General features: G+C 43.1%; 18 protein-coding genes. 3 read left to right on the top strand and 15 right to left on the bottom strand.

Annotated features, from left to right (window positions below; all coding sequences use genetic code 11):
• Positions 1 to 3: 3 nt before the first annotated feature.
• The 12 genes from AB0756_RS06520 to AB0756_RS06465 form a co-directional block, all read right to left on the bottom strand.
• Positions 4 to 669, bottom strand: a complete 666-nt coding sequence (locus AB0756_RS06520) for an HAD family hydrolase (protein WP_202048592.1) — start codon at positions 667 to 669, stop codon at positions 4 to 6.
• Complete coding sequence (locus AB0756_RS06515) at positions 656 to 1,168, bottom strand: GNAT family N-acetyltransferase (protein WP_038088398.1); 513 nt, start codon at positions 1,166 to 1,168, stop codon at positions 656 to 658. The genes AB0756_RS06520 and AB0756_RS06515 overlap by 14 nt, the downstream gene beginning before the upstream one ends.
• Entirely contained in the window at positions 1,165 to 1,632 is a 468-nt protein-coding gene (locus AB0756_RS06510) for a GFA family protein (RefSeq protein ID WP_153021524.1), read from the bottom strand. The genes AB0756_RS06515 and AB0756_RS06510 overlap by 4 nt, the downstream gene beginning before the upstream one ends.
• Positions 1,633 to 1,914: 282 nt before the next feature.
• Positions 1,915 to 2,226, bottom strand: a complete 312-nt coding sequence (locus AB0756_RS06505) for a type II toxin-antitoxin system RelE/ParE family toxin (RefSeq protein ID WP_038088395.1) — start codon at positions 2,224 to 2,226, stop codon at positions 1,915 to 1,917.
• Between the two features lie 3 nt (positions 2,227 to 2,229).
• Entirely contained in the window at positions 2,230 to 2,496 is a 267-nt protein-coding gene (locus tag AB0756_RS06500; RefSeq protein ID WP_038088393.1) for a type II toxin-antitoxin system ParD family antitoxin, read from the bottom strand.
• A 307-nt stretch (positions 2,497 to 2,803) separates the two neighbouring features.
• Positions 2,804 to 3,718, bottom strand: a complete 915-nt coding sequence (locus AB0756_RS06495) for a TauD/TfdA dioxygenase family protein (RefSeq protein WP_038088543.1) — start codon at positions 3,716 to 3,718, stop codon at positions 2,804 to 2,806.
• A 122-nt stretch (positions 3,719 to 3,840) separates the two neighbouring features.
• Entirely contained in the window at positions 3,841 to 5,217 is a 1,377-nt protein-coding gene (locus AB0756_RS06490; protein ID WP_038088390.1) for an LLM class flavin-dependent oxidoreductase, read from the bottom strand.
• A 330-nt stretch (positions 5,218 to 5,547) separates the two neighbouring features.
• Complete coding sequence (locus AB0756_RS06485) at positions 5,548 to 6,768, bottom strand: glutathione S-transferase family protein (RefSeq protein WP_038088387.1); 1,221 nt, start codon at positions 6,766 to 6,768, stop codon at positions 5,548 to 5,550.
• A gap of 83 nt (positions 6,769 to 6,851) precedes the next feature.
• The gene (locus AB0756_RS06480; protein ID WP_038088384.1) at positions 6,852 to 7,181 is read right to left on the bottom strand and encodes a 4Fe-4S dicluster domain-containing protein; all 330 of its coding nucleotides are present in this window, start codon (positions 7,179 to 7,181) and stop codon (positions 6,852 to 6,854) included.
• A gap of 156 nt (positions 7,182 to 7,337) precedes the next feature.
• A complete protein-coding gene (locus AB0756_RS06475; RefSeq protein WP_050046352.1) occupies positions 7,338 to 8,960 on the bottom strand; it encodes an FAD-dependent oxidoreductase in 1,623 nt (540 codons plus the stop codon).
• A gap of 187 nt (positions 8,961 to 9,147) precedes the next feature.
• Entirely contained in the window at positions 9,148 to 10,113 is a 966-nt protein-coding gene (locus AB0756_RS06470; RefSeq protein ID WP_038088381.1) for a HEAT repeat domain-containing protein, read from the bottom strand.
• A 9-nt stretch (positions 10,114 to 10,122) separates the two neighbouring features.
• Positions 10,123 to 10,350 (bottom strand): 4Fe-4S dicluster domain-containing protein, encoded by a 228-nt coding sequence (locus AB0756_RS06465; RefSeq protein ID WP_050046351.1) that lies wholly within the window; start codon positions 10,348 to 10,350, stop codon positions 10,123 to 10,125.
• Between the two features lie 644 nt (positions 10,351 to 10,994).
• On the opposite strand from AB0756_RS06465, the gene AB0756_RS06460 reads away from it, so the two are divergent.
• The gene (locus AB0756_RS06460) at positions 10,995 to 11,585 is read left to right on the top strand and encodes a hypothetical protein (RefSeq protein ID WP_408019781.1); all 591 of its coding nucleotides are present in this window, start codon (positions 10,995 to 10,997) and stop codon (positions 11,583 to 11,585) included.
• Positions 11,569 to 11,847: a cyclic-phosphate processing receiver domain-containing protein gene (locus AB0756_RS06455; RefSeq protein ID WP_050046350.1), complete on the top strand. Its 279-nt coding sequence runs from the start codon at positions 11,569 to 11,571 to the stop codon at positions 11,845 to 11,847. The genes AB0756_RS06460 and AB0756_RS06455 overlap by 17 nt, the downstream gene beginning before the upstream one ends.
• Before the next feature lie 45 nt (positions 11,848 to 11,892).
• On the opposite strand, the gene AB0756_RS06450 is transcribed toward AB0756_RS06455, so the two are convergent.
• Together AB0756_RS06450 and cutA are read right to left on the bottom strand one after the other, a co-directional pair.
• Positions 11,893 to 12,675 carry a class I SAM-dependent methyltransferase gene (locus AB0756_RS06450; RefSeq protein ID WP_038088370.1) on the bottom strand — a complete coding sequence of 261 codons (783 nt, stop codon included), beginning with the start codon at positions 12,673 to 12,675 and terminating at the stop codon, positions 11,893 to 11,895.
• Between the two features lie 12 nt (positions 12,676 to 12,687).
• The gene (gene cutA, locus AB0756_RS06445; RefSeq protein WP_038088366.1) at positions 12,688 to 13,020 is read right to left on the bottom strand and encodes a divalent-cation tolerance protein CutA; all 333 of its coding nucleotides are present in this window, start codon (positions 13,018 to 13,020) and stop codon (positions 12,688 to 12,690) included.
• 200 nt (positions 13,021 to 13,220) lie between these two features.
• Between cutA and AB0756_RS06440 the strand changes: the two genes are divergently transcribed.
• Positions 13,221 to 13,643 (top strand): VOC family protein, encoded by a 423-nt coding sequence (locus AB0756_RS06440; RefSeq protein WP_050046349.1) that lies wholly within the window; start codon positions 13,221 to 13,223, stop codon positions 13,641 to 13,643.
• A gap of 64 nt (positions 13,644 to 13,707) precedes the next feature.
• On the opposite strand, the gene AB0756_RS06435 is transcribed toward AB0756_RS06440, so the two are convergent.
• Positions 13,708 to 15,003, bottom strand: a complete 1,296-nt coding sequence (locus tag AB0756_RS06435; RefSeq protein WP_038088362.1) for an MFS transporter — start codon at positions 15,001 to 15,003, stop codon at positions 13,708 to 13,710.
• Positions 15,004 to 15,070 lie beyond the last annotated feature (67 nt).

Raw genomic sequence — 15,070 nt, 5'->3', positions numbered from 1 at the left:
AATCTATATTTGTTGTAACACCAAAGAAGGCAGTTGGTACATAGAGTGGAAAACTCTCACTTCAAATGACTCAAATAGAGCCCTCTCACTTGGAGCAATGTAACCTAAAACTCTCATACCTGCAGCAACACCTGCACGCACACCTAAAATGCTATCTTCTACAACAGTGCAAGATGTAGCTTGAAATCCCATATGTTTGGCTGCATATAAGAATAAGTCGGGTGCTGGCTTCCAACTTCCAATTTCATACGAGCTAAAGATACGCCCTTCAAATCGAGGCAATAAGTTAGTGACACGCAGAGCTAACTTAATTTTTTCCACCGGACCACTTGATGCAACGCAAATAGGTAAATCTATTTTGTCTAGAGCCGCCTCTATGCCTTCCACAGGACGCAGTTCACGCTCGAATACCTCAGCAGTCCGAGCGCGAAGTTGAGTCACAAAATCTGGTGGCATTTTTCTCCCAAGCTTGTCTTCAATGACAGCAACACAATCAGCCATTTTGCAACCCTTAAACAACAAAATGGCTTCTTCAAGTTCTAGTGCCAGTCCCAACTCTGTCACAAATTCGACAAGAACGCGATTACCTAATGCCTCACTATCTACCAACACTCCATCACAGTCAAAAATAACCAGTTCTGTTTGCATTCCTTTTTTATAAATAGACATTTTGAGTGACTCGATACACATTCATTTCGATTCCACGATATATAGTGTCCCTCTCATATCGCATTCCTAATTTCTTGAGAACTTCTACCGATCTCATATTCTCACGTTGAACAATACCAAGAATATATGGGAGTTTGAGTCGAGTGAATCCATATCGCAAAGCTGCTGTCGCCGCTTCCGTTGCCAAACCTCTACCCCAAAACCTGGGATCGAGCCGATAGCCAATTTCTTTTTCTGCTTGATTATCAATTTCTTCAACTGCTATCCCACAATAGCCAATCAACTCATTGCTTTCTTTGAAAATAACAGCCCATTTACCAAAACCATATTTTGTATAGGAAGTAATGAAACTTGCTATTTTTTCCTGTGTTTGCAAGGGTGAAAGAGTACCTGCTAGAGAAAATTTCATGACTTGTGGGTTGGCAAGTATCGGTGCGAGCTGCTGAAAGTCTTCTAGTTGAAATTCTCTAAGAATGAGGCGTTGTGTCTCTACTTTCATTGTTGTTGTTTGTCTCCTAAAACTGTCGGTTGGGTGTCTTTCGTTTCTACGACAGTACGGTTACCAGGAAAGCTTGGCAGTTCGGCATCAATATAAGCCCACAGCACTGCGCGATCGCGCCAAATTTGATATGTTGGTTTAACTAGTGTTGGATCGTCTAGGCTTCCAGCTTTGATCCAAACAAACTCTGGCTTAGCAAAAGCTCTCGTAAATAAGGGCGAACCGCACTCCGGGCAAAATTCACGAGCGATCGTGTCGCCACTACCCGTTGTTTTTGTGTAGCTCCTGACATAACCTGAGATAACACGGAGATTCGGTGCATGAACTTTAACTCCAATATTAAAAGCGCTACCTGTGGTTTTCCTGCAATCGTTACAATGACAGTAGTTTGCTAATCCCAGTTCACCTCTGTACTCGTATCTAACGAATCCACACAGGCATCCACCAGTCACAAAATCATTCATAGGTTTTTTCTCCGAGCTAAAAGCTTTTTCCCAAAGGGAATTGGTCACAATCTAAACTTCTTGCATAATCCTTTTTTGGGCGGAAGACGCGATCGCTCAAAATCCCAATACTGACGAAGAAATTCGCCAACGACTTAGACAAGACTCAAATAGAATTGTTCGTGCTGCTGCAAGAGACAGCTTGAAAACGATGGGGGAAATTGGGAGATCCGATTCTGACACAACAGAATAAGGACTTTGAAACTTATGTCCTTTCCTCCCTCATCCTCACTTTATCGTTCATCACTCATCATCCAGTCCTTCAAACAAAGCGTTCAAATCCCGATAACCACTCACTACCCGTAGTATTTCGATTCCCCCTTCAATTGGGCGATAAAATATTATATAATCATCGACAGGGAAACTTCGTAACGATGGTAAAAGTTCATCGCGCCTGCGTCCCATGTTGGGAAAATTAGCTAAAGTCTTACACTTTTGATTGATTTTGATGAGAAAGCGATCTGCCGCATCTAAACTGCTGCTATCAGCAATGTAGTCAATAATATTCTCAATGTCCCGGCTGGCAGGAACGGTAAATCGGCAAATATTGCTCATTGACTAGCCTGTCGGCTCCCGACGCTGTTGTAACTTCTGCTGTAATTGGCTGAACACGGTTTCGCTATCAACAACTTCCCCGCGTAATGATGCTTCTACACCAATGGTGATTTCCTGCTGCAATTCTTCAAATCGCCCCTTGTAGATGCGTTCCCGGTCTGCCAATATGTGTAGTGCAGCCAGGACAACTTCTTCTTGTGAAGCGTATTTACCACTTTCTACCTGGTTTTGGACAAACTGTTCAAGTTCTGGAGTGAGTGACAGATTCATCGTGACTTACCGTGTGTTGTGTGCATTGTGTTTTCATTGTAAAAGTGCAGCACTATTTTATTTGAGTATTTTTTTATTAAAATCTGTGCGTTAAGTAAATTAATAATACTTAAAACACGCCAAAAGAGGGTTCTTGCGAACCCCACTCCCCACCAAGATACTCGGTTCTTGGTTCTTCATCATTCTACGTTCTTTATTAGATTGAACAACTGAGAGCCGCTTGTTCAGAAGAGGTGATAAATGCGCTAAACTGGTTTGCCCGATCGAACAGACCAAAGTTCTAGCGCAGAGTTTATCCTTCTCAATCTCAGGCAGCAACCGGTATACGTTGGTTGTAAGTAGAAGAGTCTCCCTTGATGGCCTCACTTTGTTTACCATCGATACCAACGGGGATATCTCCAACGAGTGTCACTCGCTGAACGTGGCGGGGTTGGTCACCATAATCAGCGATCGCGTAATGTTGAGTCGCTCGATTGTCCCAGAATGCGACATCACCCTCTTGCCAGCGCCAGCGAACAGTATTTTCCGGACGAGTCACATACGCCTGTAAAAGTCGGAGAATATCTGCCGATTCAGCTGGCGATAAGCCACGGATTTGACGAACAAAACCACCAATGAAGAGACCGCGCTCGCCCGACTCAGGATGAACGCGTACAACTGGATGAAGCGTTTCGTAGACAGTAGATGTGAAGACATCTCGGTACGCCTTAACCTCTTCAGAAATGTCAATTGGCGTAACGGCATAGTCATATGCGTTGCTATGTATAGCCCAGAGTTGGTCTGCAAGATTACGTAGATGCGCTGGTAAGTCTTGATATGCAGTTACGGAGTTTGCCCAAATTGTATCGCCTCCAGATGGTGGTATAACAATCGCGCGTAAAATAGAACCAAGCGGAGGACGATCTACGAAGGTGACATCAGTGTGCCAGTTATTGGCACGGGTAACAGTCCGCCCGTAATTTAGGTCTAAAACTTCTGGGTGTCCTGGAAATGATGGTACGGTAGGGTGTGCTGTTGTGACTTCACCAAATCTGCGAGCAAAAGTAACTTGCCCATTGGCATCTAGCTGTTGGTGACGGAAGAAAATCACTTTATATTGAACGAGTGCCTGACGGATCTCGCTGATAATATCCTTACTGAGATCGGCACTCAAGTCAACACCTATAATTTCAGCACCGATACGTCCTGCGACTGGTTTAATGTCAAAGTTTTGGAAACTCATATGTTTAATTAGAGGTTTAGGGGTTAGGGGTTGGGGAGGATAGAATTTCATCTAGAAGAACGATTTTCTTACCCCGACCAAAGTGTGTTTTCAGTGTGAATCCACATAGAGAAAATTTGTGCTTAAGTAGAGGCTCCTACTGTTACCAGTTCTGGCGATCCTGCACGAGAACTAAATTGGTTTACCGGACGGGGTAAACCGAGATTCTCGCGGAGAGTTTGACCTTCATACTCAGTCCGAAATAATCCTCGACGTTGCAATTCAGGAATCACTAAATTCACAAAATCATCTAAACCACCAGGTAAGTAAGGTGGCATGATATTGAATCCATCAGCCCCACCATTCACAAACCAATCTTCCAATAGATCTGCGATTTGTTCTGGTGTTCCTACAGTTTGTCGGTGTCCGCGTGCGCCAGCAATCGACAAATACAATTGCCGGATGGTTAAATTTTCTCTACGGGCAAGATCGGTCAGTAGTTTTTGACGGCTTTTACCACCGTTGGTCTCTGGTAATTCTGGAAGCGGACCATCTATTGGGTAGTTGGACAAATCAAATCCACCTATCATCCCTCCAAGCAAACCCAATCCAACGTGTGGATCGATTAATTCTTGAAGTTGCTCGAATTTGTCCTTGGCTTCTTGCTCGGTTTTGCCAATTACCGGAAAAATTCCGGGCATAATCTTGAGGCTGTCGGGAGAACGCCCGTACTGTGTTAATCGACTCTTGACATCCGTGTAAAATGCCTGAGCCTCTTCCAATGTTTGTTGTGCAGTAAAAATCACTTCTGCTGTTTGTGCTGCTAGATTCTTACCGTCCTCAGAAGACCCAGCTTGAATGATAACTGGATATCCTTGTACTGGACGAGCCACATTGAGAGGTCCTTTGACTGAAAAATGCTCGCCTTTATGATCGGGAATGTGTAATTTGTCTCGATCGAAGTAAATGCCTGATTCTTTATCGCGTAAGAAAGCATCGTCTTCCCAACTATCCCAAAGTTTAGTCACCACATCGACAAACTCTTTCGCACGCTCATACCGTAATGTATGCTCCATGTGCCGATCGCGGTTGAAGTTCTTTGCTTCAACTTCTGTTGCAGAAGTCACAAGATTCCATCCAGCACGACCCCCACTTAAATGGTCTAATGATGCAAATTTACGAGCAAGGTGATAAGGTTCGTTGTAAGTGGTTGATACCGTTGCTGTTAACCCGATATGTTCTGTTACGACTGACAAAGCTGATAGTAAGGTCAGAGGTTCAAAGTGAACAACTGTGGTTCGGCTTAGCGCTTCCTTTCCTGGTCCTCGTTCCCGCACAGCTACACCGTCAGCAAGGAAAACCATATCGAATTTGCCTCGTTCAGCTGTCTGCGCGAGTCGTTTATAGTGCTGGAAGTTCAGCCCTCCATCAGCTTGTGCGTTGGGGTGTCGCCACGCTGCTAAGTGATGTCCGGAACCGGGCAAGAATGCCCCTAATTTCAGTTGTTTTTTTGTACTCATTTTTTGGATGTTAGCCAAACTGTTAGGACATCTAACTATTTAAGATTTTGTTATTCTCGGATAAATTTACCGACTTAGTCAAGTTTACTAAGGACAGGAGGCAGAGCCTTCGAGCAGTCATTCCCAAGCAGAGCCTAGTGGTTCACCACATTGAATTTGAGGGTTGATTGAAAAACCGCAGAGGCGCAGAGGGCGCAGAGGAAGAGAAAAAGAGGATGAGCTTGAACATCGTTTTACCCATTAAAACTTATGTGGTGGACCACTAGGAACGAGAGTCTGGAAATGAGGGTTTGGGAACGAGAGTGGATGAAGGTATTTTATCCTTCATACTTAATAGAGTGATGCTAAGACTTTATCGGCTGCAGCTCGGAATGCTGTAGCAGCACCCGCACTCATATCACGAGGAGCACAGATGCGATTTCTCACATAGGCAAGTGTAATGGCTCCAACAGCTGCTACAGTCGGATCGGTGGTATTTTCTTTACCTCCCGTGCGTCCACCTAGTAAGGGTGAACCATTCCCATGAAGGAGATACTCTGCTAGCAGTTTAAGATGCCACTCAACAGCTTCTTTCACTGCTGAAATGTCCCCATCTGCTGCTAGTGCTTGCACTCCAGAGTTTTTCACGATATCTGCGATCGCAACTTCTCGGTTATCACTCAATCTTTCAGCAGCTTCTGCGCGGTACTGAAGTGCCTCAGTGTCTGTTGCATCTAGAGGTAATGGATTCCCGATTGGTTGTAAACCGAATCTGCGACGCAAAAGTAAATTGTTAGTTGTACTGTCCGATCTGACTCGGTGATAGGCAGGACGTTGTTTGATTGCCTCAAACCAAGCGTTAAGTCGAGGGAAGCGTTCATTTCCCTTGATATGATACCCTCGGTATACTGGTAGATTGGCAGCCAATCGATCCAAATGAGGGCTATACATAATATCTACCAAACTAAACGTTGACACAAAGTAAGGACCTGGGTATTTCCCTAAGGTTTCTTCAAGTGCGTCTAATTTAGCTTCCAACTCTGCTTGAAAGTTAGCTAGCTCGTTAGGATCTGAAGTTGGTTGTCTTAAAAATTTATAAGCAGCACCTAAAAAACCACTGGTTTCAGCATTCTCAACCCACTGTCTGGCCACTGCGTTTTCTTCAGGATCTTCAGGAAGCAGAGGCGGACTGCTAAACCGCTCCTCCAAAGCCAAGAGAATATCTTTAGATTCGTAGACTAATTCGCCTTCAATTTTTGCAGCTGGAACAAGTGTTGTGGGAACGAGATCGGTATACCACTTAGGCTTGTTACTTAAATCTATAAATTCTGTTTCAAAGGGAATTTCTTTTTCTTCTAAGGCAAACCAAACTCGTTCGCAAAAAGGACACCAAGAATTGGTATCGCGGTAGAGCAGTACAGGTGGTGTATCGGAGCTTAGTTTATGAAGACCACTGGGAATAGGAGCCGTAGAAGGTGATTGTCCGGGTCTGCGTATCCGCCGAGCCGGGGTATTTTTTCGGGCAACTTCTAACAATTGATCCCAAGTAGATATTGATTCTTGAAGTGGCATTTTTATCTTCCTCTAAATAAATAGTGATGATAAACTAAGTACAGCAAAAAACATGAAAATCACTTTTCCCTAACCCTCAATTCTTAGGGAGAGTATTTGAAGAATTTAGCAGATTGTTCTAGTTGCGCGGATGGAGTGCGTCCTCGTCCCCAACCCAACTTTTTGCGGTATGTTCCCAGCAATCCCGACTCCATTAAAAACTCCTCATCAACTGCAACAGATTCATCTGCTTGAGGAGCAACAAACAAAGCATCAACCGGGCAATACAATTCACAAATGTAACAAGTCTGACAATCACTCTGACGGGCAATTGTAGGAGGAGCATTAGAAACTTTGTCAAAGACATTAGTTGGGCAAACAGTCACACAAATATTGCAATGTATACAACGAGATTCACTGACTAATTCAATCATGAATTTTATATTTTATATTTTTGATTAATTGAATTTTCAATTCCGTCTTTCTGTCTTATAAGGTCACCGATTATCTTCTCCTATTTCTTCGCGTCCTTCGCGTCTTTGCGGTTCAATTAAATCAAAATCTTTGGACAAAATAGAAATAAGACTATTTCAACTCTGACAAACAATACTTTCTTGCCACATTTGATATGCAATATCTTGTTCTGGTTTGACCCAAACGCGATCGAGTCCACCACTCAACAAACGGTGTTGTTGTTTTGCATCAGTGTGGAAATAATCTTCATGTTTGTGCATACCGCGAGATTCTCTTCGTTCTAAAGCAGTGGCATACATCCACCTCGCCGTTGCAACCATTGCAGCCGCTTCTCTCGCTTGAATTGTTTGCTGTTCTGACTGAACGGATGCATTGCGAATTTCACTCCACAACTCGTCCAATCGCTGAAGTGACTCTGATAACCCGTGTTCTGTACGGAATAAGTTGCGATCGTATGGCATCACCTCCGCTTGTACTGCACGAATTATATCTGTGGGCTCAAAAGTACGGCTGCTAGGACGGAGTGTTGCTCCATCAATTCTATGTAGCGATCGCCTGTTAACTTGACTCCCTAATTGACGCGCATAAAGAGCAGCTGCTTCACCCGCCCAATCACCAGACGCAGTTGCCCACGCTGCATTGGGACTACCACCTCCTGATGCACCACCGCAAATGAGTTCTCGTGTTGCTGCATCTCCAACAGCATAAAGACCGGGAACAGATGTGGCACACGTTTCATCAACAATTCGCAATCCACCCGTACCCCGAACAGTTCCCTCTAAACGTAACGTAACAGGAAATCGTTGCGTAAAGGGATCGATCCCAACTCGCTCAAAGGGTAAGAAGAAATTATGTTGAATTGTTCGCATCCAACTTTTTTCTTCTTCAGAAGCTTTATCGATACAAGCATAAACGGGTTGAGTTAGCAATATACGGGCAATATCTCGGCGATCTTTGCCCTCGATCGCAGTTCCATCTTCATAGGTAAAAGTAGCATAGCGATAATATGCACCTTTAGTCACGGAAGCAAAGGCGGGAGTTAAAGCATAAGCGTTGGAAAACTCCATACCTGATAATTGAGCACCAACTTCAGCTGCCATAAGATATCCATCCCCCGTGAGGACATTGCATCCTAGGGTTTTGCTGAGGAAGGCGCATCCCCCAGTCGCAAGAATGACAGCTGCGGCTCGGATTGTCCAATGCTCCCCTGTCTGCCGATTCATCCCTTTTGCCCCTGCTACAGCACCGTCTGCATCTACCAATAGTTCCAGTGCGGGGCTGTGGTCGAGGATTTTTACACCTGCCTTTTTCACTTGTTTTCGCATCAACCGCATATACTCTACACCTTGATGCAGTGAAGGAAGATAAGGATGTCCGCTATCATCTCGAGAAAAGGGATAGCCCCACTCTACCAGCCGATTTAGGTTTATCCTAGCCCGATCTAAAACTCTGTTCATCCAGTCGCGATCGCTCAGAAAACCGCCTAGAGTTTCTCGTTTAGACAACTCTGCCTCGCGGTTTGCAGGATTGGAAACATACCAAACCGTTGTGCCAGCCGCTGCTGTGGCTCCACTAGTACCGCAGTAGCCTTTATCTGCAAGAATAACTTTCGCTCCTTGAGTGGCAGCACTCCATGCTGCCCAAGTGCCTGCCGGTCCACCTCCAATGACGAGGACATCTGCCTCCAAATCTAGGTGCAAACCAAGGGTAGATGCTAGCTCTGAATCACGAGCACTCACGGTTGCTGATTCTCCTAATTTATAAATGATTGCTAGGAATTAACAACGTCTATACTATAATACTATAAACTGACTGACTGACCGTATTTTAAGATATGTCACAGCTAGAAGAAAAAAGCAAGATCCTATAGTATGCAATAGGGGTTTAGGCTGAGGTCTGTTTTGATTCCAGCAAGTTGGCTGTGATTTACTGTTCCACTAACTGTGAATTAATCTTTTGAATGGCTCGTTCAGCTTGTATACTCACTTCACGATCGGGGTCATCAAGCGCTTGCTTGAGGGCGTAGAGGGCTTTAGAATCACCTAGATGACCGAGGGCGATCGCTGCTTCTTTTCTGACATCTGAGTAGCGATCGCTCAATGCAGCAATCAGAGCAGGTAATAATTTGGTGTCTGGTATTGCATGCAACACTTGTATGGCAAATTTCCGTACTTGCCAGTGTTCATCCTTCAAAGCTTTTTCCACAGATGGAGTTGCTTGAGGATGGGCGTGAATTGCAAGAGACTTAGCAGCATTGCGACGCACTTGCCAATCTCGATCGCAAATGAGCGTTTGACTGAGTAAGTCCACAACACCATCATCCGCTAAATGCCCTAAAGTTAGAGCCGCTTCACGGCGTACATTATCGTTTGAGTCATTTAACAGAAGTAAAGCTTGCGGACATTGCTTGACTTGATTGAGATAGCGGAGAGTTGTGACAGCGGTTTCTCTCAGTTGGGGATGCTCTGATTCAAAGAAACTCAGCACCGCAGGAAATGAGCGAGCATCATGAATCTTGCGTAAGAGAATCAGCACGTTCTGTTGTAAGTTAATATCCTGTTGCTGCAAAGCATTGAGCAACAATTGCAAATGTTCGCCAGATATTAGCTCACCCAATGCTGAGAGGGCTTCGCTACGAATGTCTTCTTCCGGTGAATTCAGACATTCCAGTAAAGCGGGGACGGCGATGGGATCGCCTAGCTCCCATAAAGCTGTCACGGCAATTTTTTGTACGGTGACGCTTTTATCTTTTAATGCGGCAATAAGAGCATCAGTTGCGGCTTCGTCCCCCAAATGTTGCAGGCTTTTCACTGCAACTAAGCGATCGCTTTCGTCGGGCGATCGCAGCAATTCCAACCATTGATTTAATTCAGATTCTGAATCCACCGTCATTTTTCAATCTCACCGCAATAAAAAAGGAATTTGAACTGTAATTGCGTTTGTAGGACATTCCTTCTGGCAAGGTAAACAGAACCAACACTCATCATATTTCATATACGCTTTGCCTGTTTCTGGGTTTTTTACCAAAACATCTAGAGGACAAACCTCAATACAAGCCGTACATTTCTCCAAACATTTGGACTCATCAACAATCACTGGAACATCGACTCTTTGATTGGTTAAAGCCATAGTCTGACTCCATTCATTAGTTACTAATTTGTATTATTTTTTACAGGTGCTACGAACATTCAAATCCGTAACAGTTCCAATAACCAGCAGGTATTTACATCAGAACATTCATTATATTACCATTATTCGGTCAATATACCGTAGTAAATATTTAATACTTATTAAGTAGGTGGGTGTGAATAAACAAAGGTATGTAAATGAATGTAAAGGAGAAATGAGAAGTTAGGCAGAATGAAACCGAAAACGCTCAACCGAATATCCACATTCCTTAGCTCGGTCTAGAATTCCATCCATAACTGCGAGCGCCTATATTTCACTCTCTCCTTTACACATTGTTACATACTTCTGTTTATTCACGCCCACCTACTTAGTAAAGATATCATTGGAAAGATTAGCCAACCTCTTAACCCTCCAGTAAACACGGAAGTTGTCACACAAAAAACAATAGATGATTTAGAAGAAATTTATACCAAATTACAACAAAATAATGCAAATAAAGGGGATTTTCAATTTATTGTCAGAAGCACAGATGGTGCTGTTTTTGTCAATGATCCAGTTAGTTTTACGCGAGGCAAAGGCCCAAGTGGTGATATATTAAATATCAGAGAACGCTTTAAAAAAACTCTCAAAAATAAAAGCAGACAGTGAAATATAAAATGTATAGTGAATTGCAGCTACTAAATTTAATCTTATCTAAGAAAAAGAATATTCTTGAGAAAGCAATTGGTCGTTGTCTAATTGAAGTTGAACGTTTCTTTGTAACTGATATCTCATCATTTTTAAAATATAGCCGATTTACTGAAGAAGAGTTTTTTTCTTATAATTCAGGTGCAGTCCAACTCTACTTTCAAGACAACCTAAATCATGCCTTAGCCGTATATGGAGAACAACTTTCTATAGTTGTATTGCCTGAAGTTCTATATGAAAATGAATTTGATAAGGGCTATCGACTTTCACAGATAAACAAATTAGTCTCAAAAGAACTCGCAAACTGTCTTGGAAAAGTCTGTAAGGATGTTCGGATTTGGACTCTTTGGGAAGAGTTTGAGTCTGAAGAAGCTAAAGAAGTTGCTGTTTCATACCTGTTGTCTAATGACTGTGAACTATTTTATTGTATTTACTTACATGATGATTTGAGTAGTGACTATCTATTGCTAGAAAAAGATATCGATAAACAAAAAGTAGCTAGCTGTTTTTCTTTGGCACTTGGAGATTATATTGGCTTTAAACGATAACTTACTTCAATCAAAAGTACCCCTCAAAGTTTTGCCGATTGAAGACACAGAGGAGCGCCAACGAATATTGACTGCACTCTATCGCTCACAGGCATGGGTGTTAGTTAACACTGGAAAACGTGCCATTACCCTTCTGAAAGCTTATGATTTTGACATTATATTTATAGATTACAATCTTCGCGGAGAACTAAATGGTGCAGATGTTGCACAATTTATTAAATCTTCTCGTAACCAAAATGCTCGCATTATCATTCATTTTTAGTATTTACTTATCTTAACATAGTTAGGTTTTTTCCCGCCCACCTACTTACTCTTCTATTGTTGCTCGTAAAAAACGATAACCAACATCAATTTCTGCCACCTGTCGAATTTTTCCATACTTTGCATCCCACTGACCGTTGCTTAAATCTGCTGCAAGAGACTGAACTGCGGGAGCGATTAAGTGAGAATTGGCTAAAGCAAAAGAAGAGATTCCCGCACGGACTTCAGGCTGTAAATACAATTCCGGACGTCTCCAAGCTGCTGCTGCAAATAAATCAGACAAATCGTGAGGTAACAAAAAAGGTATGGTTTCAACGTTTCTGTTGGTACTTGCCTGAATTAAGTTGGTAAGTTCTTGGAGTGGTAGAAATCGTAGCGCATCTTCCCAAAGCCAAGGAAAGTAATCATACAACCATATCTTTTCAGCCAGTCTGATATCAAAGGTTAGCAAAACTATTGCCCCAGATTTGACAACCCGATGCATTTCGCAAATCGCTTTTTCTAAGTCAGAAAAGTGGTGGATTGCCAGAACACTTATCAATCCATCAACAGAGCGATCCGGTAGAGGAATAGCTTCTGCACAGCCAGTTATCCATTTGATGTCTGGATGTTCGAGTGCTTGGGTTTGCATCACTAAAGAAGGTTCTATGGCACAGACAGAAAATCCACGAGCGGCAAGTGCTAGACTGTAACTACCAGTCCCAGCACCCAGATCGGCAATAGTGTTCCCTTTTGGTAAATTCAGTAAGTTAACTAAAGTATTGACAATCCGAGAATCGGGTATGCGGGTTGTAGAATATTGTTGACCGATTGAATCGTAAATAGGCATTGCATATAACTCTTATTCTACAAATGTTCTTTGTAAAGGGCGTAAGGGAACTTCAGCATTTAACCATTCCAAGAACTTTTGGTTAGTTTCTGTAGGTGAGATTTCTGCAATAAAGTTAGTGTAATTAATGTATTGGTGAATAACTCTTTCAATTTCACCACGGTATCCCGATTGCGTTTTCACAATCAACACCACTTCTGGCTCTTCTGTGATTTCTCCTTTCCATATGTAAGCGCAGGTTATGGGAAACCAGTTGACACAAACAGCTAGTTTTTGTTCTAACAAAGCACGCCCGATTTGACGCGCTTCATCTAAATTATTTAAGGTGACGTAGTAGAGTTTCATATGTCAGTAAAAATTTTAAGCTATTGTTGAACTTTTTAAAAAATTGTGTTACTTGATAGAATTACAGTATTATACTTCATAAGTATTGCATAATTTACAAGATCGAAGCAACCATTCTGTAGAGAACAAAACTCCTACGCTCCATTTCCAGATATGTATTTTTGATTGAGTACATAATGTTATAGAGGTTTAAAAACACTATGTTTCGCCCCATTTTTCATCTTGCTTTACCTGTCAGAAACCTAGCAGAGTCCAAGGAATTTTATGTGAGCGCCTTCGGTGCTAAGGTTGGTCGTGTCCGGGACAACTGGAGCGACATCTTTCTCTTTGAAGGGCAAGTGACTTTGCACGAACGACCTTCAGAGGTGTTACCGATGGGAGAACAGGGTGTGCGTCACTGGGGGGCGATTTTAGCTTGGGATGATTGGGAGGCTCTTGCACATCACCTGAATCAAATGAGGATTCAGTTTAAGGTAAAGCCAAATGTTTCCTTTGTAGGTACTGACGCAGAGCAAGCAAAGATGGTATTGAGCGATCCGAGCGGAAATGCGATCGAAGTCAAGGCATACAAAAATTTAGCAGTTGCTTTATCAATGGAAGACTTCCAAGAGTGTTCCACTTAAAAGCTATTGCAAGTATGACTGAGTACTTTTGCTTGACTTCTGCTCTACAATTTTGAAGACTTATTTAAGTTGAAGCTGTTTGTCGCTTTCCTGTAATGGGATTTTGACCAATACGCAGTACAAACAATGCTGCCAAAATGCACAGCAGACCCGACAAGATAAATGCTTGCATGTAGGTTCCCAAGACAGTCCGCATTGTCCCTGCTGTCAGAGTTGCTGTTGCTGCTCCAATTTGATGTGCTGCTACAATCCAACCAAACATTACCCCCGCTTTTTCTTTGCCAAACACCTGGGTTGTTAACCGTATCGTTGGCGGGACTGTGGCAATCCAATCTAAACCATAGAAAATTGCAAAAATCGAGAGCCCGTGAAACGAAGCAAAACTAAAGGGTAAGAAAATCAAAGACAATCCCCGCAGCCCGTAGTACCAGCACAGTAAGTAGCGATTGTTCCAGCGATCGCTCAGCCAACCGGATGCTGTTGTCCCTACAAAATCAAACATCCCCATGACAGCAAGCAATCCAGCTGCTTTGACTTCAGGAATGCCGTAATCGATGCAGGCTGGAATCAGATGTGTGCCGATTAACCCGTTGGTGCTAGCGCCACAGACGAAAAAACTGCCTGCTAACAACCAAAAGTCACGCTCTCTCATTCCCATTGTTAGGGCATTTAATGTCGTGGTAATAGGATTACCCTGAGACTGTTGCGACTCTTGCACTTCAAGGGGCGTTTCGTTGGTGTCACCAAAAGGTTGCAATCCAATTTGAGATGGTCGATCTCGCATGAACAAAGCAATCGAAGGAATAATCAGAAATGTTACGCCGGCGATCGTCAACGCTGCATTGCGCCAACCAAAGCGCTCTACAATGGAAGCGAGTAATGGTAAGAAAACCAATTGTCCGGTAGCTGTACTTGCAGTGAGAATACCAACGACCAAGCCTCGTCGCTCCACAAACCATCGATTCGCTACGATCGCGCCCAAAACCAAAGCAATTACCCCTGTCCCGCAACCCACAATAACGCCCCACAGCAAGACCAATTGCCATGGTTGTGACATTAACGTAGTTAAGCTAACACCAACTCCTAAAAATGCCAAAGCAAATACCATCGTGCGCCGAATCCCCAATTGCCCGTACACCGTCGCCGCAAATGGTCCGATTAATCCATAAAGGATTAAGTTCATCGAAATTGCAAACGAAATTGTTGCTCTTGACCAACCAAATTCCTGCTCTAAAGGAACCATGAAAACGCTAGGAGTTGCCCGAATTCCAGCAGCGATTAGCAGAGAAAGAAAAGTCAATCCTGCAACGATCCAACCATAGTGGAGCGATCGACGAACAAAATAGGAGGGTAAAGGCATGAGTGTCAAATGGGAGGTAAGAAATAGTTAGCTTCGCGTAGCTCTACCATATTAGATGAGTTTGTAT

Source organism: Tolypothrix campylonemoides VB511288_2, from assembly GCF_045999855.1.
Taxonomy (GTDB): domain Bacteria; phylum Cyanobacteriota; class Cyanobacteriia; order Cyanobacteriales; family Nostocaceae; genus Scytonema; species Scytonema bouteillei_A.
Note: the sequence above shows the minus strand (reverse complement) of the source record. Positions and strands in the feature narration are given on the sequence as shown.

Bases quoted from the DNA above. Each gene is read 5' to 3' on its own strand.
- AB0756_RS06520 (WP_202048592.1), bottom strand. From the start codon at position 669: ATGTCTATTTATAAAAAAGGAATGCAAACAGAACTGGTTATTTTTGAC.
- AB0756_RS06515 (WP_038088398.1), bottom strand. From the start codon at position 1,168: ATGAAAGTAGAGACACAACGCCTCATTCTTAGAGAATTTCAACTAGAA.
- AB0756_RS06510 (WP_153021524.1), bottom strand. From the start codon at position 1,632: ATGAATGATTTTGTGACTGGTGGATGCCTGTGTGGATTCGTTAGATAC.
- AB0756_RS06505 (WP_038088395.1), bottom strand. From the start codon at position 2,226: ATGAGCAATATTTGCCGATTTACCGTTCCTGCCAGCCGGGACATTGAG.
- AB0756_RS06500 (WP_038088393.1), bottom strand. From the start codon at position 2,496: ATGAATCTGTCACTCACTCCAGAACTTGAACAGTTTGTCCAAAACCAG.
- AB0756_RS06495 (WP_038088543.1), bottom strand. From the start codon at position 3,718: ATGAGTTTCCAAAACTTTGACATTAAACCAGTCGCAGGACGTATCGGT.
- AB0756_RS06490 (WP_038088390.1), bottom strand. From the start codon at position 5,217: ATGAGTACAAAAAAACAACTGAAATTAGGGGCATTCTTGCCCGGTTCC.
- AB0756_RS06485 (WP_038088387.1), bottom strand. From the start codon at position 6,768: ATGCCACTTCAAGAATCAATATCTACTTGGGATCAATTGTTAGAAGTT.
- AB0756_RS06480 (WP_038088384.1), bottom strand. From the start codon at position 7,181: ATGATTGAATTAGTCAGTGAATCTCGTTGTATACATTGCAATATTTGT.
- AB0756_RS06470 (WP_038088381.1), bottom strand. From the start codon at position 10,113: ATGACGGTGGATTCAGAATCTGAATTAAATCAATGGTTGGAATTGCTG.
- AB0756_RS06465 (WP_050046351.1), bottom strand. From the start codon at position 10,350: ATGGCTTTAACCAATCAAAGAGTCGATGTTCCAGTGATTGTTGATGAG.
- AB0756_RS06450 (WP_038088370.1), bottom strand. From the start codon at position 12,675: ATGCCTATTTACGATTCAATCGGTCAACAATATTCTACAACCCGCATA.
- cutA (WP_038088366.1), bottom strand. From the start codon at position 13,020: ATGAAACTCTACTACGTCACCTTAAATAATTTAGATGAAGCGCGTCAA.
- AB0756_RS06440 (WP_050046349.1), top strand. From the start codon at position 13,221: ATGTTTCGCCCCATTTTTCATCTTGCTTTACCTGTCAGAAACCTAGCA.
- AB0756_RS06435 (WP_038088362.1), bottom strand. From the start codon at position 15,003: ATGCCTTTACCCTCCTATTTTGTTCGTCGATCGCTCCACTATGGTTGG.